Source organism: Hydrogenophaga sp. (assembly GCF_030651625.1).
Lineage (GTDB): Bacteria > Pseudomonadota > Gammaproteobacteria > Burkholderiales > Burkholderiaceae_C > Hydrogenophaga.
This window is the reverse complement of the sequence record NZ_JAUSCF010000036.1, coordinates 17,985-36,074: the sequence shown is the minus strand read 5'-3', so window position 1 is coordinate 36,074 and position 18,090 is coordinate 17,985. Positions and strand designations below refer to the sequence as shown.

Sequence of the window (18,090 nt, the reverse complement as noted above, 5' to 3'; positions counted from 1 at the left end):
TCCGCCCATAATTCACGCTTTGCGTGAGCGCTCCGTCGGGGCGTGTCCCTGTTTTTCACTTTCCAGAACACCCATGAGCAAACAAACCCTGTCTTTCCAGGCCGAGGTGGCGCAGTTGCTGCACCTCGTCACCCATTCGCTGTACTCCAACCCCGACATTTTCCTGCGCGAGTTGGTCTCCAACGCGTCGGACGCCTGCGACAAGCTTCGCTTCGAAGCGTTGAACAACAGTGCCCTGTTCGAAGACGCGCCCAATCTGGAAGTCCGGGTGGCTTTTGACAAGGCCGCCAAGACCATCACCATCACGGACAACGGCATCGGCATGAGCCTGGCCGAAGCGGTGGAGCACCTGGGCACCATCGCCAAGAGCGGCACCAAGGACTTCGTGAACCGCCTCAGCGGCGACCAGAAGCAGGACGCCCAGCTCATCGGTCAGTTCGGTGTGGGTTTTTATTCGGGCTTCATCGTGGCCGACAAGATCACGGTGGAAAGCCGTCGCGCCGGTCTGCCAGCGGCCGAAGGGGTGCGCTGGGTGAGCGGCGGCACGGGCGACTTCGAGGTGGAGAACATCGAGCGCACGGCGCGCGGCACCAGCGTCATCCTGCACCTCCGCGACGACGCGGGCGAGTACCTGAGTCACTGGAAGCTCAAGCAGATCATTGGCAAATACTCCGACCACATCAGCTTGCCCATCCTGATGCAGAAAGAAGATTGGGACGCCGATAAGAGCGAGTACGTGCAGCAGGACACCTGGGAAGCCGTCAACTCCGCCAACGCGCTGTGGGCGCGCAGCAAGAAAGACGTGACCGACGAACAGTACGCCGAGTTCTACAAGAACATCAGCTACGACAGCGAAGCCCCGCTGGCCTGGAGCCACAACCGGGTCGAAGGCAGTACCGAATACACGCAGCTGCTCTACATCCCTGCCAAGGCGCCGCACGACCTCTGGAACCGCGACCGCAAGGCTGGCATCAAGCTCTACGTGAAGCGCGTGTTCATCATGGATGAGGCCGAGGCGCTCATGCCGTCGTACCTGCGCTGGGTCAAGGGCGTGGTCGATTCGGCCGACCTGCCGCTGAACGTGAGCCGCGAACTGCTGCAGGAAAGCCGCGACGTGAAGGCCATTCGCGAAGGCAATACCCGCCGGGTGCTGGCCATGCTGGAAGACATGGCGAAGAAGGACGCGGCGCCGCAGGCCGCAGAAGGCACCGACGGCGTGACCGATGTGGTTTCGGCTGAAGACAAGGCCGCAGCCGAAAAAGACGCCGGCAAGTACGCGGCCTTCTATGCCGAGTTCGGTTCGGTGCTGAAAGAAGGCCTGGGGGAAGACTTCGCCAACCGCGACAAGATCGCCAGACTGCTGCGCTTCGCCAGCACCACCACAGACACGGTGAGCGTGGGCTTTGCCGACTACAAGGCGCGCATGAAGGAAGGCCAGGAGGCCATCTACTACATCACCGCCGATACGTTGGCCGCCGCCAGGAACAGCCCGCAGCTGGAGGTGTTCAAGAAAAAAGGCATCGAAGTGCTGCTCATGGCAGACCGCGTGGACGAGTGGGCCGTTTCGCACCTGCACGAATTCGACGGCACACCGCTGCAAAGCGTGGCCAAGGGTTCGGTGGACCTGGGCAAATTGCAGGACGAAGACGAGAAAAAGGCCGCCGAAGCCGCTGCCGAAACCTTCAAGCCGCTGCTGGAGAAGCTCAAGGAGAGCCTGAAGGACAAGGCCAAGGACGTTCGCGTGACCACCCGGCTGGTTGATTCGCCCGCCTGTCTGGTGGTGGAAGACCACGGCATGAGCACCCAGCTCGCCCGCATGCTCAAGCAGGCTGGCCAGCAGGCCCCTGACGTGAAGCCCATCCTGGAAGTCAACGCCGACCACGCGCTGGTGAAAAAACTCGAAGGCAGCGCCCACTTCGACGACCTGGCGCACATCCTGTTCGACCAGGCGCTGCTGGCTGAGGGCGGCCTGCCGGACGACCCGGCGGCCTATGTCAAGCGCGTGAACACCCTGTTGGTGTGACCGCCTGACGCCTCCCGGCAGCGACCGGTGCCCCTGAAACGCCCGAGGCGGAGCCCACCGCCCGGGCTTTTTGTCATTCAGGTGACTGCATGGGGTGACTGAAGGCACTGCCGGGCCGCTGGCGGGTGTGACGCAGTTCACGCTGCTTGACTACACTCGGGCACCGTATTGCGAATCACTGCCGGCCGCTGGCTCGGCGAACCTGCCGTCGAGCCCGCCCATCGTGCCCTTTCAGCGACCATTTGACCCCGTCGTCACTTTCCGTAACAGCCAGGGGGAAGCCGCCCGCGGCACCCTCACCAGCCTGCAGCGGCGCTCGCTGGTCATGGAGATCTATAACCCGTATTCCATCGTGCAGGTCAGCGAGGTGCTCAGCGAGCTCAACATCCGCAGTGGCGAGCGAAGCATCTACAAAGGCAAGGCGGTGGTGGTGAGCCTGCTCAATACCGGGTTGATGGCGGTGGTGTCGGTCACGCTGATCGATGAGTGGAACGACCTTGCCGGCATTGGCCACGATTCCCGTACCGTGGCAGAGGCGGTTGGCCGGTTCATTCAGGACTGGGACGCCCGCCACCAGGTCGGGCAGGCCTATCAGGTGGTGGTGAACGAAATGCGGGCGTACTTTTCCGAGGTCACGCGCTGGCTGGATCAGGCCGACATCACCGCTGGCTTGCCACGCGACGCTCAGGGACGCGTGCGCGACGACATCTTTTTTGAGATCAGCCGACCGCTCTTGGAGAAAGGGCGGCACTACCTGCTGCGCTTTGAAGAGGTGGCCTCACACGTGGAAACCGAGCTGGAGCCGGTGCACCGCGCCTTTGCGCAGGCGGCCATTCATCCGCTGGTGCTGCGCGCGCCTTTCGTGTACCGCACCTTTGCCAAACCCCTGGGCTATGCCGGCGACTATCAAATGGTCAACCAGATCCTGGGCGATCCCCGCGAAGGCCCCAGCACCTACTTTGAGCTGGTCAATTACATGTTCCTGCAGGCGGGCGTGGCGCAGGCCCACCGCAACCGGGTCGACATCCTTCAGCACCGACTGCAGGAAAAGCTGGCCCAAGCCAGGCAAGCTGGCCGGCCGTTGCGGGTGCTCAATGTGGGGTGTGGCCCCGCAGCCGAACTGCAGCGCCTGGTGGCGGGCGCCACCGACATCGAGCACCTTGAAGTGGTGCTGATGGACTTCAGTCAGGAAACCCTGCAGTACGCACGCCAACGCCTTGAAGACGTGGCGAGGGTGGCCGGGCACCGACCACCCCGCCTCGAACTGCGCCATGAATCGGTGCACCAGCTGCTCAAACGGTCTGCCCGGGACGAAGCGGTGGCCCCCATGCAGCAGTTCGACTTCATTTACTGCGCTGGCTTGTTCGACTATCTGGCCGACAAGGCCTGCGCGCGCCTCATCGGCTACTTCGAGGGCAGGCTCAGACCGGGCGGCTCGCTGCTGGTGACCAATGTGCATTCCTTCAATCCCGAGCGCCACTGGATGGAGCACTTCATGGAGTGGTACCTCATCTACCGCGACGAAGAAGGCATCCGGCGGTTGTTTCCAAACAGTCTGTCGACCGTACACACCTATACCGACTCGACGAACATCAACCTGTTCGCCGAAGTCGTCAAGCCTGGTTGAACCGAATGTCACTGGTCTCAACCGCCGCCAGCCAGTTGCCCGCAACCTTCGAGGACGCGCTCAAGGAGCACCTGAAGTTTTACAGCCGAGTGACCTGCAAAGTCGCCATCGTGCTGATCCTGGGTGGTGTGGGGCTGGATGCGGCGTTCTATCCCCAGCACATGCTGGAATTTGCGATCGCTCGGGTGCTGGTGGCCTTGCTCATCACAGGAACCCTGCTCACCTACCGCACCCCCTTCGGGGACCGCAACATCCGGTGGCTCACCTATTTCTGGATCGTTTTGCCGCAGCTGATGATCGCGTGGATGATCTTCTACTCGGATGGCGAAGCGTCCATCTACTTCGTGGGGCTCACCTTCGCCATTTCCGGCATCGGTTTCTTTCTGCCGTTGTCGATCCTTGAGGCCTTTTTGTTCAGTACGGCCACCCTGGTGATGTACGTACTGGCCTGTGTGCTGCGTCCCGACGGTGTGGAGAACCCACAGCTCTTCCATGGCCAAATCATCTTCATCGTGTTTTATGCCGTGATCTCGGTCGTGATCTCGGTCTACAGCGGCAAGTGGCGAAAACAGGCTTATCTGCTCCAGTCAGAGGTGCAGGAAAAAAACCGGGAACTCACCGAAACCAACAGGGCCCTTGCCGAAGTCAAAGGCCAGCTCATCCAGCGCGAAAAAATGGCCGCGATCGGCACGCTCTCTGCCGGCCTGCTGCACGAGTTGAACAACCCGGTGAACTACAGCCTCATGGCGATCAACATGGGTCTGACCTGCCCGGGTGTCAAGAGCGATGCGATGCTCAAGGAGAGTCTGGACGATGCACTGGAAGGCATGCAGCGGGTGCAGAACATCGTCTCCGACCTCAAGACCTTCGCGTACCAGAAGCCGGGCCAGGACAGTCAGCGCCCGTTTCTGCTGGAAAACGCGGTGCGGTCGGCGGTGCGGCTCGCAGGTTACGAACTCAAGGGCATCGAGGTCGCGGTGGATCTGCCGCAGGACACCCACGCGCTGGGCGACGAGCCCGCCATCATCGGGGTATTGATCAACCTGCTGAGCAATGCCGCCCATGCGGTGCACGCCGCCGGGAGACCAGCGCCGCGCATCGACTTGAAGGTCGCGGTGGAGGGCAGGCGCCTGAAAGTTTCCGTGCGCGACAACGGGCGCGGTATCGAGCCGGACCACCTGGGGCGGGTGTTTGAGCCGTTTTTCACCACGCGCGACGTGGGCGCCGGCCTGGGCCTGGGCCTCAGCGTGAGCTACGGCATCGTGCAGCGCCACGGTGGTACGCTGGCGGTGGACAGCGCATTGGGCGCATGGACCGAATTCACTTTTGACTTGCCGAGACCCGAATGAACACGGAAGCAGACGCTGTCAGGCAGGCCCCAAAGGGCCCCCATGCCATCCTGATGGTGGATGATGAGGTGCACGCCTGCAAGTGGTTCGCTCGACTGTATGGCAACGAGTTCATTGTGTTGACCGCCCACAGTGTGGATCAGGCACTGGCCTTGCTGGAGCAACGGGGAAACGAAGTGGCGGTGCTGCTCACCGACTACGCCATGCCGGCACGCGACGGGGTGGCGTTGCTCAGCGCCGTGCGGCGGGGGTACCCGCATGTGGCCCGGCTGTTGGTGTCTGCCTATGCCGACAAGGACATGGCTCTCCTGGCCGTCAACCAGGGGCAGGTGGAAGCAATTCTTGAAAAGCCGCTGGATGAGGCGCTGACCCGACAAACCCTTCGCGAGGCCTTGGCCACCAGTCTGCTGCGCGACCGTCAGAATGCACTGCTTGACCGGCGCGAGGCCGCCCTGCGGGAGACGCTGGGTTTTCTCGCTCATGAGGTCACTTCGCCCCTGGCCACGGTGCGCGGGTACTTGTCTGCCATGCGAGATCGGCATCGCGATGCGCCAGACGGAGAAGGGGGTGTGGCCTACATAGCCCAGCAAAAGCCCGGTGACGTGTTGTTCATGATCGAGGCCGCACAGCGCAGAGCCGAGTACGCACAATCGCTGGTGTCCACATTTGTGCAGTCGGCGCGGGACGCGCGCCTGGGTGATGTGTCCGCCAGCCTTCGCGCCAGCGAACTCGTGGCAGCGGTACAGCAGGAATACCCGTTTGAAGCCGGCGAGGAGGCTTGGCTCTCCACCGAACTCGACGCAGATTTCACCTTGCCCGGACGGCGTGACCTGCTCTATCTGGTGCTGTGCACCCTGGTCAAGAATGCATTGATCGCGCTGCGCTCGCAAGGCACCCGCATGCTCGGCCTTCCCGAGGTGAAGATTGCCCTGGCTCGAGCCATTGCCGTGCCAGGGTTGCCTGAGCAAGCTGCGATCAGCGTGCGGGACAACGGGCCCGGCATCGCGCCCGACGTGCTCAGACGCCTGACCGTGGAACCGGTGACCACGCGTGCCGACAGCGGCGGCAATGGCATGGGACTGCTGTTCTGCGCGCGTGTGATGAATGCGCTGGGTGGCACCATCGAAGTGCGTTCCGAGGTGGGGCACGGCGCCGAGGTGATGCTGCGTTTTCCAGTTGCCGACAATCACGAACCGCGAGTCCTCCAGGAACCTTGATGAAGCCCGAAAAGATCTTGTATGTAGATGACGAGGCCATGGCGCTCAAGTATTTTGAGCGCCTGGTAGGGCCCCTGGCGCCCGTGCTCACAGCCGGTTCGGTGGAAGAGGGTCGCACCATGCTGAAGGCGCACGGCTCGGAAATCGCGGTGCTGGTGTGCGATCAGCGAATGCCCGGTGAGCGTGGCAACGAGTTGCTTCGCCATGCGCGGGAGTATTACCCTGCCATCGTGCGCATGTTGACCACGGCGTATTCCGAGCTTGGCGACGCCATCGAAGCCATCAACACCGGCGAGATCTACCGCTACATCAACAAGCCCTGGGAGCTGGAGAGCCTGCGCGCCGACCTGAAGAACGCACTGGAGCTGGCCGCGCTGCGCAACGAGCGCGACGAGCTGATGCGGGACAAACTCATGGCTCAACAAAGCCAGTTGCTGGCCAACCGGCTGGCCGCGTTGCTGATGGTGGGCTCGGCGGTGCACACGGAGCGCGCTGCTGAAGCGGTGCACCGCTATGCCGAAGCGGTGCTGACCGTGGGTGTCACGGAGCCAGCTGTGGACTGGCACCGGTGGGAACACGCCGACCTGCTGCAGGCCGAAGCCTTTCGCGGTGTGGCTGTGGCAGGGCATTTGAGCCAATGGCTGGAGAGCTTTGGCGCGCCGGTCGGTGGTGATACCGCGTTGCAGGCGCTGGCGACACTTGCTGGTGGCTCTTTGCAAGGAGGCGCGGTGCACCTGCCTCATGCCAGTACTTTGCACGCATTGCTGACTGCACCCGCTGGCGAACTTCCCACCCGGGAGTCATGCGGCTGGCTGGCCTGGCTGCTCTGGCAGGGTGGTAACGCGCAGGTGAACAAGGAAACAGAAGGCTGGCGTGTGACGCTGGTTGATGCACCTGTTCTGCAATCCGACTGGATGGCCGATGCGATGGAGCGATTGGGACAGTCCTGACGGACGTGCAGCGTGAAGAACCAGCCATACAGCGACCAAAGAAAGGCCCACCTGGCTCAGACCGGGTGGGCCTTTTCACGAAGCGATGCCGATCAGATCACTGTGATCGTCACCTCGATGTTGCCGCGGGTGGCGTTCGAATAGGGGCACACCTGATGGGCCGTGTCGACGAGGTCCTGGGCCACAGCACGGTCCAGCCCGGGCAGGCTCACGTTCAGGCGGGCGGCAATGCCAAAACCGGCGGGGATCGGACCGATGTCCACTTCGGCATCGATGGCGGCGTCGGCCGGGACGGCCACTTTCTTCATGCCAGCCACGTGCTTCAGGGCACCCATGAAGCAGGCGGAATAGCCGGCTGCGAACAGTTGTTCCGGATTGGTGGCGGCGCCCGAACCGCCCATGGCCTTGGGGGGTGAGAGCTTCACGTCGAGCATGCCGTCGTCACTGCGCGAGCTGCCTTCACGGCCACCGGTGGTGTGGGCTCGTGCGGTGTAGACGACTTTATCGAGGATGGTGGGCATGGTGTGTACTCCTGTGGAAATTGCTTGCTGGAAGCAGATTGAAAAAAACGGTGAACGAAAAGAATGGGGGAATGAAGCGGTGATCAAGCGGTGATCAAGCGGTGAGGCGGTCGCGCAGGTTCTGGACCTGCCGGGTCAGGGCCATGGCCTCGGACACGCCGCATTGAGCGGCCTGCAAGACGCAGCCGGGGATGCGCGCGGCGCGCTTCTTCAATTGACGACCGGATGCGGTGAGGCGGATCAGCACCCGCCGTTCGTCCTGCACATCACGCAAGCGGGTCAAATGGCCAGCGGACTCCATGCGTTTGAGCAGCGGCGTCAGCGTGCCGGAGTCCAGGTGCAAACGCTCGCCCAGGTCTGAGACAGTCAGGCCGTCTTGTTCCCACAGCACCAGCAGCGCCAGGTACTGCGGGTAGGTCAACCCCAGTTCATCCAGCAGGGGTTTGTAGAGCTTGGTCATGGCAAGCGACGCCGAGTACAGCGCAAAGCAGAGCTGATGGTCGAGCTTCAGAGCCTGGTCGCTGTTGAATGATGCGGTGTTCATGGGCTGATACTTTAGTCAGCAATTAAATTGTTCACAATTTAATTGCTCACGACCTTAATGGTCGAAGGGGTTTATTCAGTGAACGATGGCGCCGTGCCCCGTTGTGTGATGCAGGGAATGAGCCATGCAGGTGAATGGTGGTGATCCACCCGGCTCAGACGCTCAGGCCATCAGTGGTTCGCCCTGCATTTCTTCGATCTGCTCCACCAGCATGTCCACCTGTCCTTGCCAGTAATCACGTGTGCCGAACCAGGGAAAGTTGATGGGAAAGGCAGGGTCTTCCCAGCGCCGTGCCACCCAGGCGCTGTAGTGGATCAGACGCAAGGTGCGCAGCGGCTCGATGAGTGCGAGTTCGCGTCGGTCGAAAGGACGGAACTGTTCGTAACCGTCCACCAGCGCACCCAGTTGCTGCATCTGCTGGCGCCGTTCACCCGAAAGCAGCATCCACAGGTCCTGTACCGCCGGGCCAGTGCGTGCGTCGTCCAGGTCCACAAAATGCGGGCCTGCGCCCGGCTGCCCTTCCGGTGTCCAGAGGATGTTGCCAGGGTGGCAGTCGCCGTGCAGGCGGATCAGTTGAATGCCTTCCGGGTCTGCCGGCGTGCCGGGACGCAAGACCGGGTGCGCTTCGATGAGGGCCAGTGCCTCTTCCAGCGCGGCGGCCCAGGCGGTGCGCACCTCGGAGGCCACGGCCTGGTGCTCCATCAGCCAGTCGCGTGGCTCGTGGCCGAAGGTGGCTGCGTCCAGGTGTGGACGCACAATAAACGGCTGGGCAGCACCCACGGTGTGAATGCGGGCCAGAAAGCGCCCGATCCACTCAAGCACCTCGAAGTTCTCCAGTTCCGGCCGGCGACCGCCGCGTCGAGGGCTCACCGAAAAGGCAAACCCGCCGAAGTGGTGCAGTGTGTCGCCCTGCAGACGCAGCGGAGGCACGGCAGGTATCTCGGCTGCCACGAGTTCTTCAGAAAAGCTGTGTTCCTCGGCAATCTGCGCGTCGCTCCAGCGCCCGGGGCGGTAAAACTTCAACACCACCTGCTCCACGTCGCCAACGGGCGTTTCAAGGTGCATCTGGTACACGCGGTTTTCGAAACTGTTGAGCGCGGCCATGCGCCCGTCGCCCCAGAGCCCCACGCTGCCCAGCGCGTCCTGAACCACGTCGGGCGTGAGTGCGCTGTACGGGTGTTCCTGGGCGGCGATCGGTGGCGAAGTCATGCGGGATTGTCGCTCCTGCCCGACCACATGATTGAAACAGGGCGCTCACCTATCATCGCGGCATGTCCAGACACACGGCCCAACACAAAGCCCCCGCCAGAAAGACGCCCACCCTGCAGGAGCAGTTACCCGAACTTCGCCCTGGTCAGTCGGTGGCCTTGCTGCAGGAACTCCACATCCTCACACGTGAAGGCAAGCTCAACCAGGACACGCGGCGCAAGCTCAAGCAGGTCTACCACCTTGTACAGTTCATCGAGCCCCTGCTGGAAGAAGTGCTGAAAGACCGCGGCGACGTGACCCTGGCCGATCATGGCGCAGGCAAGTCTTACCTGGGGTTCATCCTCTACGACCTCTTTTTCAAGGACAAGTCCGTGGGCTGGGTCCATGGCGTGGAAGCGCGGGTCGAACTGGTCGCCAAGTCGCAGGCCCTGGCAAAACAGCTCGGTTTCGAGCGCATGCACTTTCTGGCCACCACGGTTCAGGCCGCATTGACCCACCCCGAATTGCCTGAACGATTCGATGTGGTCACCGCACTGCACGCCTGCGACACCGCCACCGACGATGCCATTGCCTTCGGCTTGGCCAAGCAGGCCAGCCACATGGTGCTGGTGCCCTGCTGTCAGGCCGAAGTGGCTGGTGTGATGCGTCAGCACAAGGCGCTGAGCCTGTCGCGCACGCCGCTGGCCGAGTTGTGGCGCCACCCCCTGCACACCCGTGAATTCGGCAGCCAGATCACCAATGTCTTGCGCTGTCTGCAGCTCGAAGCCCATGGCTACAGCGTGACCGTCACGGAACTGGTCGGGTGGGAACACTCGATGAAAAACGAGCTGATCCTGGCCCGTAAAATGGCGCACGATCGCACGGGCGCCCGTATCCGGGCCCAGGAGCGGTTGACGCAGGTGCTGGAACAATTGAACCTGCAAGAACTCGCGCAGCGCTTTTCGGTCTGATGCTGAAAAAGGTCTGGCCGGCGTCGCGCCGACCCCTTGCCTCAATCAGGTTGCTCCCGGTCCATCCTGCCTAGCCCCAAGACCGGGCACCGGAACCACTCCCCCTCAGGCCACACCGCTTCGAGGCCCCCATCAGGAGACCTTGTTCATGATCACCAATGTCGACTTCCTGCTGCAATCCATGGCCTGGCCGCTGGTGCTCCTGCTGGCCTGGTTCGTGGGTGAACGCCTGCACGAAACCTGGCATGTGCCGCGGGTCACAAGCTATGTGGCGGTGGGCCTTCTGGGCGGGCTTGTCAATCTGCCAGGCTTGACCGCTTCCGTTGCCGGTCTGCCCTTCATTGCCAACGTGGCACTTTCTCTGGTGCTGTTTGAACTGGGTTACCGCATCAACCTGCGCTGGTTCCGCCACAACCCCTGGGTGCTGTTGCTCGGCCTGGTCGAATCGGTGATCACCTTCGGAGCGGTGTACTGGGCCAGTGGCTTCTTCGAACTGGCCACCGATGTGCGCCTGATCATCTCGGCGCTCTCGATTTCTGCCTCGCCGGCCGGGATCGTCCGGGTGGCCAATGAATTGCACAGCGCCGGTCAGGTCACGGAGCGCGTCCTGCATCTGTGCGCCATCAACTGCATGGTTTCTGTGCTCGCACTCAAGCTGGTGGTCGGCTACTGGCACATCAGCACCTCGGGCGACCTGGTGCAGGCCGCCTTTGGCAGCGTCCACGTGCTGGTGACTTCGCTTGCGGTGGGCACGCTGCTGGGTGTGACGGTGCCCTGGTTGTTGCGCGTCCGAGGTTCGCACGAACGGGGCGTCACGGTGGTGTTTGCTCTGGCGGTGCTGTTGCTGACCACCATGTCCTACGGCCTCAAGCTTTCCCCTCTGCTGGCCGCGCTCACTTTCGGCATCGTGGCGCGTGAACGGCGCGTGCATCTCACCAACGCGCAGCGCGGGTTTGGCACCGCGGGCGATGTGCTCACGCTGTTCCTGTTCGTCTACATCGCGTCGCTGCTCAACTGGGCCGAAGTGGCCAGCGGCATGTTGCTGGGACTTGCGCTGATTGCCGTGCGCACCGTCTCCAAGGTGGGCTGCAACCTGGTGGCTGCACGCCTGTCGGGCATCACCGAGCGCAAGGGGCTGCTCACCGGCCTGGCGCTCACACCCATGTCGGCGTTTGCCATTCTGCTGCTGGAACAGACCCGTCTGTACGGCCTGGGCCCTGCGGTGCAGGTGCTGTCAGTCATGGCCGGCATGCTGATGTTGCAGGAACTGCTGGGCCCGGTGGTCACGCAGCGCGCGTTGATGACGGCCCACGAAACCCATGTGACCAAAGCCTGATCGAAGCACACCCGCTGCTCCAGAAGGCTTTCCAACAACACGGGGCGTCGGCCCCAGGAGATGACGCATGCCACTTGAATCCTTCAAGGCTTCCGACTCGTTGACCATGGGCGTGGAGCTGGAGCTTCAGCTCGTCAACAGCTACGACCTCGATCTCTCCAGCAGCGCGAATGATCTGCTGGATCTGTTGCAACGCAAACCGTTTCCGGGTGTGGTCACACCCGAAATGACGCAGAGCATGATCGAGATCGCCACCGGGATTCACACCGAACACGGGCCGCTGCTGGCCCAGTTGCAGCAGATCCGCGACACGCTGGTGCACGCCGGAGATCGGCTCAACATCGAAATTTCTGGCGGTGGCACGCACCCCTTCCAGCGCTGGTTCGAACAGCGCATCTTTTCCAAGCCGCGCTTCCAGGAACTCTCTGGTCTGTATGGCTACCTGGCCAAGCAGTTCACCGTCTTTGGCCAGCATGTGCACATCGGGTGCGCCTCGCCGGATGAAGCGCTTTTTCTGCTGCATTCGCTCAACCGCTATGTGCCACATTTCATTGCGCTGTCGGCGTCTTCGCCGTTCTCGCAAGGCGTGGACACGCTGTTCGATTCGGCCCGTCTCAACTCGGTGTTCGCCTTCCCGCTGAGCGGACGCGCCCCTTTCATGCTGAGCTGGGATGAATTCGCCAGTGTGTATTTCACCAAGATGGAGTCCACCGGTGTGGTGAAGTCAATGAAGGACTTCTACTGGGACATCCGGCCCAAGCCCGAGTTCGGCACCATTGAGCTGCGTGTGTGCGACACGCCACTCACCGTGGAACGGGCCGCTGGCCTAGCCTGTTACCTTCAGGCGCTGTGCCGCCACTTGCTGGAGCGCAACGAGCCCGCGCCTGAAGAAGACGACTACCTCGTCTACACCTACAACCGATTTCAGGCCTGCCGCTTCGGACTCGACGGCATGATGGTCAACCCCAAGACGCGCCAGCAGATCAGCATCCGCGAAGACATTCTGGCCACCCTGCGCCTGCTGGAGCCGCATGCAGATGCACTGAAATCCCGGGCCGCACTGGACGAGATCGAGCGCACCGCCGGGCACGACGGCAACCACGCCACCTACCTGCGCCGGCGTTTCGCAGAGAACGGCAGCGTGCAGGGTGTGGTGCGTGCCAGTGTGGAGGCGCTGCGCACAGGGCCATGACCGGAACCGGTCGCCGAGTTGTGCAGAACATCACGCTGGTGCAGTGCCACACAGACAGAAAGTAGAGGGCAAACACGGTCCATTTCCGGCATTGTCAGGCATCTTCCTACAGCCGGAATGGCAAGGCGCCGACTTAACGTCCTGAAACAACATCACTACAGTTTGTGACATCGACACACGCATTCACAAACCCGTTTGATCCACCCATTTTTTAGGACATCGCCATGAACTCGACCCACAGCCGCACCAATCCTTTCGTCCTCATGCTCGATCCGGAATCCGTCATCAGCGCCATGGAAAACAGCACCCCCCTGCGTGGTCTGCGCCAGCGCATCTGCCGGCCCCTGGACAAGCCGCTGATTCCCAAGACGCACAACCTGACGCGCGACCACGACGCTTTGATCGACGCCGAAGATTTCATGGACAGCGGCAGCGAGCACTACATCGACGCTCAGCCTGCTTTGCACGCTGTTCACTGATCACCTGTCAAAGCGCTTGCGTGTGAGTGCCAGCGCGGTCCAGAAGCCCACCACGGTGTAGGCCAGCAGCACCGACGCATGCAACCACGGCTTCTCCGGCCACTGGTCCATGAACAGCGGTCGCACCAGTTCCACCGCGTTGGTCAGGGGCAACCAGTCTGAAATGAACTTCACCACCGCCGGGAGTTGTTCCCTGGGAAAGAAAACGCCCGAGAGAAACATCATGGGCGTGAGGAACAGGGTGAAGTAGTAGGTGAAGAAGTCATAGCCCTTGGCCAGAGCGTTGAACACGAGGGCAATGCACGAGAAGGTGATGCCGGCGCCCAGCAGCACCGGCCAGGCCAGCAGCAGCTTGGGAGAGTGGCTGATGCCCAGCGCGAGCATCACGACCATGATGGCCGTCACGGAGAACAGGGCCTTGAAGCCGGCCCAGAGCATTTCCGCCAGCACCACGTCGTCCAGGCTCACTGGCGCGTTCATGATGCCGTCCCAGGTCTTTTGCACATGCATGCGCGAGAAAGCCGAATACAGCGCCTCGAAACTCGCGGCGTTCATCGCACTCATGCAGATGCTGCCGCTGGCCAGGAAAAGCAGGTAGGGCACCGCCACCATGCCCTGGGGTGTGCTCACGTTCACCTGCCCGACCAAGGCCCCCATGCCGTAGCCAAACGCCACCAGCCACATCAGCGGTTCAGCGATGTTGCCCACGAGGCTGGGCACGGCCAGCTTCTTCCAGACCAGCAGATTGCGCAGGAACACAGGCCACCATCGGCCCGAGAGCCGGGGGGCAGTCCAGTGCGAAGGGGTTTCGCCCACGGTTGTTGTGTTCATGGTCATCCATCCTCCCGGATTTGCCGACCGGTGAGTTTCAAAAATAGGTCTTCGAGGTTGGCCGGGCGGTGCAGGGTGCGCAGCTGATGGTGTTCGCTGAGCGCAGCCAGCAGCGGCATGGCTTGTGCGGTGTAGAAGAACACGGTTTCGCCGCTCACCTCCACGCGAGCGGCCAGCGCGCGCAGCGCGGCGTGTTCATTGGCCTGCGCCAGGGCCACGGCGCCATGTCCGTACACCTCGACCACATCCGGCTCCAGGTGTTGCGCGATCAGTTCGCGAGGGCGCCCTTCGGCGATCTTGCGGCCGTGGTCCAGCACCAGCAGGCGCGAGCACAGTCGCTCGGCTTCGTCCATGAAATGCGTGGTCAGCAAAATGCTCTTGCCTTGCTGCAACAGCAATTGCAGTCGCTCCCACATCAGGTGGCGGGCCTGCGGGTCCAGCCCGGTGGTGGGCTCGTCAAGCATCAGCAGGCGGGGGTCGTTCACCAGGGCACGGGCCAGCGACAGGCGCCGCTTCATGCCACCCGAGAGTTCGCCGGGCTTGGCGTTGGCCTTGTGCGTCAGGGCAGCGAAATCGAGCAGCTTCGGGATGCGCTGCCGGATGGTGGTGCTGTCGATGCCGAAGTAGCGGCCGTACACCAGCAGGTTCTCTGCACACGAAAAATCGGGGTCCAGCGTGTCCATCTGGCTGACCACACCGAGCAACGCCTTGATGGCCAGGGCGTCCGCAGGCATGGACTTGCCGAAAGCATCGATGTGCCCGGCGTCAGGCGAGGTGAGACCCAGACACATGCGGATGGTGGTGGTCTTGCCGGCGCCATTCGGCCCGATCACACCCAGGCACTCGCCCGGTGCAATCGAAAAAGACAGGCCGTCCACCACGGTGGTGTCGCCGTAGCGTTTGACCAGTTCGTGGGCTGCAAACAGAGGGGTACTCATAGGCTGGGCATTGTGCCTGTGCACGCGACACATCCTGGGCGGCAGGGCCCAAACCCTGCACGATGGGTGGCCCAGGACATGGAACCTACAATGCACGCCAGGCTTTGCGACGGTTTTTCACTGTCATTCACTCATCTGTCCCTCTCCCAGCTTCTCAGTGGCAACTCCTCTCTCTGTTCGATTGCAGTACCTTTGGCCCAAGCGCGCCCTGACCGTCTTTGGGGGCTGGGTCGCCGGGGCGCGTGCCGGCGCCGTGTCCCACGCCATCATCCGTTGGTTCATCCGGCGCTACAGCGTCAACATGGACGAGGCCGCCAACCCGGACGTGCACAGCTACGACAGCTTCAACGAGTTCTTCACCCGCGCTCTCAAGCCCGGCGTGCGGCCCTTGTCGCGTGCCGACTTTGTGTGCCCGGTGGATGGCGCCATCAGCCAGTACGGTGCCATTGAACACGATCAGATTTTCCAGGCCAAGGGCCACCACTACAGCACGCGCGCCCTCGTGGGGGGTGATCAGGCGTTGGCAGACCAGTTTGTGGATGGCTCCTTCGCCACCCTTTACCTGAGTCCGCGCGACTACCACCGCATTCACATGCCCAGTGCAGGCCGTCTGCGGCGCATGATCTATGTGCCGGGCGAGCTGTTTTCTGTCAACCCCGATACCGCCCGCGGCGTGCCCGGCTTGTTCGCCCGCAACGAGCGCGTGGTGTGTGTCTATGACATTCCGTTTGGCCCCGATGGCCGCCAGGAGACGCGTCCGTTCGTGCTGGTGCTGGTGGGCGCCACCATCGTGGGCAGCATGGCCACGGTGTGGCACGGCGTGGTCAACCCGCCGCGCACCGAACGTATCCGGGAGTGGGTGTACGACGACCAGGTGTTCATGCAGGCACGCGGCGAAGAAATGGGCTGCTTCCTGCTGGGGTCCACCGTTGTGATGCTCTGGCCCAAGGACACCATCAGCTTCAATCCGCAGTGGATGCCGGAGCAAGGCGTGCGCATGGGTGAAACCATGGGTAAAGCCGTGCTCAACGCTGCGCCTTCTGTTGCCACCACCGCCACCGTTTGAACCGGAATCCCTCATGACCACCCTCGGTACACCGCTCAGTCCCCACGCCACCAAAGTCATGTTGCTCGGCTCGGGTGAACTCGGCAAGGAAGTGCTGATTGCCTTGCAGCGCCTGGGCGTGGAGACCACGGCGGTGGACCGCTACGAGAACGCACCGGGGCAGCAGGTGGCGCACCATGCGCGCACCATCACCATGAGCGATCCGCAGCAGCTCAAGGCCTTGATCGAGGCCGAACGCCCACACCTGGTGGTGCCCGAGATCGAGGCCATTGCCACCCCCATGCTGGAAGAGCTGGAAGCGGCAGGCGTGGTGCGCGTGATCCCCACGGCGCGTGCCGCGCGCCTGACCATGGATCGCGAAGGCATTCGCCGCCTGGCCGCCGAGACATTGGGTTTGCCCACCAGCCCGCACCGGTTCTGCGACTCGCTTGAAGAACTGCAGGCCGCGATCGACGAGGGCATTGGCTACCCCTGCATCGTCAAGCCGGTGATGAGCAGCAGCGGCAAAGGGCAGAGCAAGATCGACGGTCCGGCCGACGTGCCGAAGGCCTGGGACCACGCCATGGCCGGTGGCCGTGTGGGCCCCGGCCGCGTGATCGTGGAAGGCTTCATCGATTTTGACTACGAGATCACCCAGTTGACGGTGCGTGCGCTGGACGCCCATGGCGAGGTGCAGACGCATTTCTGTGACCCCATTGGCCACGTGCAGGTCAACGGTGACTACGTGGAGAGCTGGCAGCCTCACCGCATGACGCCCGCTGCACTGGCCGAATCGCGCCGCGTGGCCAAGGCCGTGACCGACAACCTGGGCGGGCAGGGCCTGTTTGGTGTGGAGTTGTTTGTGAAGGGCGATCAGGTCTGGTTCAGCGAAGTGAGTCCGCGCCCGCACGACACCGGCATGGTGACCATGGTCACCCAGTGGCAGAACGAGTTTGAACTGCACGCCCGCGCCATCCTGGGCCTGCCGGTGGACACCACGCTCAAGAGCCCGGGTGCCAGCGCCGTGATCTACGGCGGCGTGGACGCGAAGGGCATCGTGTTCGACGGCGTGGACGAGGCGCTGCGCGTGCCGCACAGCGAGGTGCGCCTGTTCGGCAAACCCGAGAGTTTCACCAAGCGCCGCATGGGTGTGGCGCTGGTGTTCGATGCCGACGTGGAGGTGGCTCGCACCCAGGCCAGGCTCGCTGCCAGCAAGGTGCAACCCAAAAGGGTTTGACCCACCCCCGCGCCGCGCTTCGCGCGTCACCCCCTCATGGGGGCGATACCAGTGGCCCGGCGAAGCCGGTTCCACGGTATCCCTGGAATGGCACATCTCGCGCCGGAAGTGCTGCATGTCCTCGCAGGGCTTCCACAGGCTCAGCCCGAACGGATTCTGTCGGATGGCATGCTGGTGGTGCGAGTTACCCCACCTGCTCAGCCGCCTTGTGGATGGCGGCGCGCACGCGCGGGTAGGTGCCGCAGCGGCAGATGATGCCGCTCATGGCTTCGTCGATCTGTTCATCGGTGGGCCGGGGGTGGACGGTGAGCAAGGCGTGAGCCTGCATCAGCTGGCCGCTCTGGCAGTAGCCGCACTGCACCACATCGAGCGCCGTCCACGCCGCGCGCAGCGCGTCTGCCACCGGCCCTTGCAGACCTTCGATGGTGGTGACCGACTGGCCCGCCGCGCTGGCCAGCGGTGTCACACACGACCGGGTGGGCACGCCATCGAGGTGCACCGTGCAGGCGCCGCACAGCGACATGCCGCAGCCAAACTTGGTGCCGGTGAGTTGCAGTTCGGCGCGCAGCACCCACAGCAGAGGTACCTCGCCTTCGACATCGACCTGGACGGCCTGGCCGTTGAGTTGGATAGGAGTCATGA

Annotated in this window: 17 protein-coding genes; 11 read left to right on the top strand and 6 right to left on the bottom strand. The window is 63.0% G+C overall.

What is annotated here, in order from left to right:
* The first annotated feature begins 73 nt into the window (after positions 1-73).
* The 5 genes from htpG (at position 74) to Q7V46_RS17655 (ending at position 7,166) form a co-directional block, all read left to right on the top strand.
* Positions 74-2,023, top strand: a complete 1,950-nt coding sequence (htpG, locus tag Q7V46_RS17675; RefSeq protein WP_304914885.1) for a molecular chaperone HtpG — start codon at positions 74-76, stop codon at positions 2,021-2,023.
* A 223-nt stretch (positions 2,024-2,246) separates the two neighbouring features.
* Entirely contained in the window at positions 2,247-3,650 is a 1,404-nt protein-coding gene (locus Q7V46_RS17670) for a bifunctional 2-polyprenyl-6-hydroxyphenol methylase/3-demethylubiquinol 3-O-methyltransferase UbiG (protein ID WP_304914904.1), read from the top strand.
* A gap of 5 nt (positions 3,651-3,655) precedes the next feature.
* The gene (locus tag Q7V46_RS17665; RefSeq protein WP_304914884.1) at positions 3,656-4,999 is read left to right on the top strand and encodes a sensor histidine kinase; all 1,344 of its coding nucleotides are present in this window, start codon (positions 3,656-3,658) and stop codon (positions 4,997-4,999) included.
* Positions 4,996-6,216, top strand: a complete 1,221-nt coding sequence (locus tag Q7V46_RS17660; RefSeq protein WP_304914883.1) for a hybrid sensor histidine kinase/response regulator — start codon at positions 4,996-4,998, stop codon at positions 6,214-6,216. The genes Q7V46_RS17665 and Q7V46_RS17660 overlap by 4 nt, the downstream gene beginning before the upstream one ends.
* Positions 6,216-7,166 (top strand): response regulator, encoded by a 951-nt coding sequence (locus Q7V46_RS17655; protein WP_304914882.1) that lies wholly within the window; start codon positions 6,216-6,218, stop codon positions 7,164-7,166. Before Q7V46_RS17660 ends, Q7V46_RS17655 begins: the two co-directional genes overlap by 1 nt.
* Positions 7,167-7,258: 92 nt before the next feature.
* Here Q7V46_RS17655 and Q7V46_RS17650 read toward each other — a convergent pair whose 3' ends face one another.
* From Q7V46_RS17650 to Q7V46_RS17640, 3 genes are all read right to left on the bottom strand, one after another.
* Entirely contained in the window at positions 7,259-7,687 is a 429-nt protein-coding gene (locus Q7V46_RS17650; RefSeq protein ID WP_304914881.1) for an organic hydroperoxide resistance protein, read from the bottom strand.
* A gap of 94 nt (positions 7,688-7,781) precedes the next feature.
* Positions 7,782-8,231 carry a MarR family winged helix-turn-helix transcriptional regulator gene (locus tag Q7V46_RS17645; RefSeq protein WP_304914880.1) on the bottom strand — a complete coding sequence of 150 codons (450 nt, stop codon included), beginning with the start codon at positions 8,229-8,231 and terminating at the stop codon, positions 7,782-7,784.
* A gap of 162 nt (positions 8,232-8,393) precedes the next feature.
* The gene (locus Q7V46_RS17640) at positions 8,394-9,440 is read right to left on the bottom strand and encodes a serine/threonine protein kinase (protein ID WP_304914879.1); all 1,047 of its coding nucleotides are present in this window, start codon (positions 9,438-9,440) and stop codon (positions 8,394-8,396) included.
* Positions 9,441-9,502: 62 nt separating this feature from the next.
* On the opposite strand from Q7V46_RS17640, the gene Q7V46_RS17635 reads away from it, so the two are divergent.
* From Q7V46_RS17635 to Q7V46_RS17620, 4 genes are all read left to right on the top strand, one after another.
* Complete coding sequence (locus tag Q7V46_RS17635; protein WP_304914878.1) at positions 9,503-10,390, top strand: SAM-dependent methyltransferase; 888 nt, start codon at positions 9,503-9,505, stop codon at positions 10,388-10,390.
* A gap of 148 nt (positions 10,391-10,538) precedes the next feature.
* Positions 10,539-11,726 (top strand): cation:proton antiporter, encoded by a 1,188-nt coding sequence (locus Q7V46_RS17630; RefSeq protein WP_304914877.1) that lies wholly within the window; start codon positions 10,539-10,541, stop codon positions 11,724-11,726.
* Positions 11,727-11,793: 67 nt separating this feature from the next.
* The gene (locus Q7V46_RS17625; RefSeq protein ID WP_304914876.1) at positions 11,794-12,918 is read left to right on the top strand and encodes a YbdK family carboxylate-amine ligase; all 1,125 of its coding nucleotides are present in this window, start codon (positions 11,794-11,796) and stop codon (positions 12,916-12,918) included.
* Between the two features lie 224 nt (positions 12,919-13,142).
* On the top strand, positions 13,143-13,397 hold the full coding sequence (locus Q7V46_RS17620) for a hypothetical protein (protein ID WP_304914875.1): 255 nt from the start codon (positions 13,143-13,145) through the stop codon (positions 13,395-13,397).
* On the opposite strand, the gene Q7V46_RS17615 is transcribed toward Q7V46_RS17620, so the two are convergent.
* Both Q7V46_RS17615 and Q7V46_RS17610 read right to left on the bottom strand, forming a co-directional pair.
* Positions 13,398-14,228 (bottom strand): ABC transporter permease, encoded by an 831-nt coding sequence (locus tag Q7V46_RS17615; RefSeq protein WP_304914874.1) that lies wholly within the window; start codon positions 14,226-14,228, stop codon positions 13,398-13,400. It abuts the gene before it with no gap.
* A gap of 2 nt (positions 14,229-14,230) precedes the next feature.
* Positions 14,231-15,166 (bottom strand): ATP-binding cassette domain-containing protein, encoded by a 936-nt coding sequence (locus Q7V46_RS17610; protein ID WP_304914873.1) that lies wholly within the window; start codon positions 15,164-15,166, stop codon positions 14,231-14,233.
* Between the two features lie 157 nt (positions 15,167-15,323).
* On the opposite strand from Q7V46_RS17610, the gene asd reads away from it, so the two are divergent.
* Complete coding sequence (gene asd, locus Q7V46_RS17605) at positions 15,324-16,232, top strand: archaetidylserine decarboxylase (RefSeq protein WP_304914872.1); 909 nt, start codon at positions 15,324-15,326, stop codon at positions 16,230-16,232.
* Positions 16,233-16,245: 13 nt separating this feature from the next.
* Complete coding sequence (purT, locus tag Q7V46_RS17600; protein ID WP_304914871.1) at positions 16,246-17,448, top strand: formate-dependent phosphoribosylglycinamide formyltransferase; 1,203 nt, start codon at positions 16,246-16,248, stop codon at positions 17,446-17,448.
* A 184-nt stretch (positions 17,449-17,632) separates the two neighbouring features.
* On the opposite strand, the gene Q7V46_RS17595 is transcribed toward purT, so the two are convergent.
* Positions 17,633-18,088 (bottom strand): (2Fe-2S)-binding protein, encoded by a 456-nt coding sequence (locus Q7V46_RS17595; RefSeq protein WP_304914870.1) that lies wholly within the window; start codon positions 18,086-18,088, stop codon positions 17,633-17,635.
* Between the last annotated feature and the right edge of the window lie 2 nt (positions 18,089-18,090).

Coding starts and splice junctions, on each gene's coding strand:
- htpG (WP_304914885.1), top strand. CDS start 74: ATGAGCAAACAAACCCTGTCTTTCCAGGCCGAGGTGGCGCAGTTGCTG.
- Q7V46_RS17665 (WP_304914884.1), top strand. CDS start 3,656: ATGTCACTGGTCTCAACCGCCGCCAGCCAGTTGCCCGCAACCTTCGAG.
- Q7V46_RS17660 (WP_304914883.1), top strand. CDS start 4,996: ATGAACACGGAAGCAGACGCTGTCAGGCAGGCCCCAAAGGGCCCCCAT.
- Q7V46_RS17655 (WP_304914882.1), top strand. CDS start 6,216: ATGAAGCCCGAAAAGATCTTGTATGTAGATGACGAGGCCATGGCGCTC.
- Q7V46_RS17650 (WP_304914881.1), bottom strand. CDS start 7,687: ATGCCCACCATCCTCGATAAAGTCGTCTACACCGCACGAGCCCACACC.
- Q7V46_RS17645 (WP_304914880.1), bottom strand. CDS start 8,231: ATGAACACCGCATCATTCAACAGCGACCAGGCTCTGAAGCTCGACCAT.
- Q7V46_RS17640 (WP_304914879.1), bottom strand. CDS start 9,440: ATGACTTCGCCACCGATCGCCGCCCAGGAACACCCGTACAGCGCACTC.
- Q7V46_RS17635 (WP_304914878.1), top strand. CDS start 9,503: ATGTCCAGACACACGGCCCAACACAAAGCCCCCGCCAGAAAGACGCCC.
- Q7V46_RS17630 (WP_304914877.1), top strand. CDS start 10,539: ATGATCACCAATGTCGACTTCCTGCTGCAATCCATGGCCTGGCCGCTG.
- Q7V46_RS17625 (WP_304914876.1), top strand. CDS start 11,794: ATGCCACTTGAATCCTTCAAGGCTTCCGACTCGTTGACCATGGGCGTG.
- Q7V46_RS17620 (WP_304914875.1), top strand. CDS start 13,143: ATGAACTCGACCCACAGCCGCACCAATCCTTTCGTCCTCATGCTCGAT.
- Q7V46_RS17615 (WP_304914874.1), bottom strand. CDS start 14,228: ATGAACACAACAACCGTGGGCGAAACCCCTTCGCACTGGACTGCCCCC.
- Q7V46_RS17610 (WP_304914873.1), bottom strand. CDS start 15,166: ATGAGTACCCCTCTGTTTGCAGCCCACGAACTGGTCAAACGCTACGGC.
- purT (WP_304914871.1), top strand. CDS start 16,246: ATGACCACCCTCGGTACACCGCTCAGTCCCCACGCCACCAAAGTCATG.
- Q7V46_RS17595 (WP_304914870.1), bottom strand. CDS start 18,088: ATGACTCCTATCCAACTCAACGGCCAGGCCGTCCAGGTCGATGTCGAA.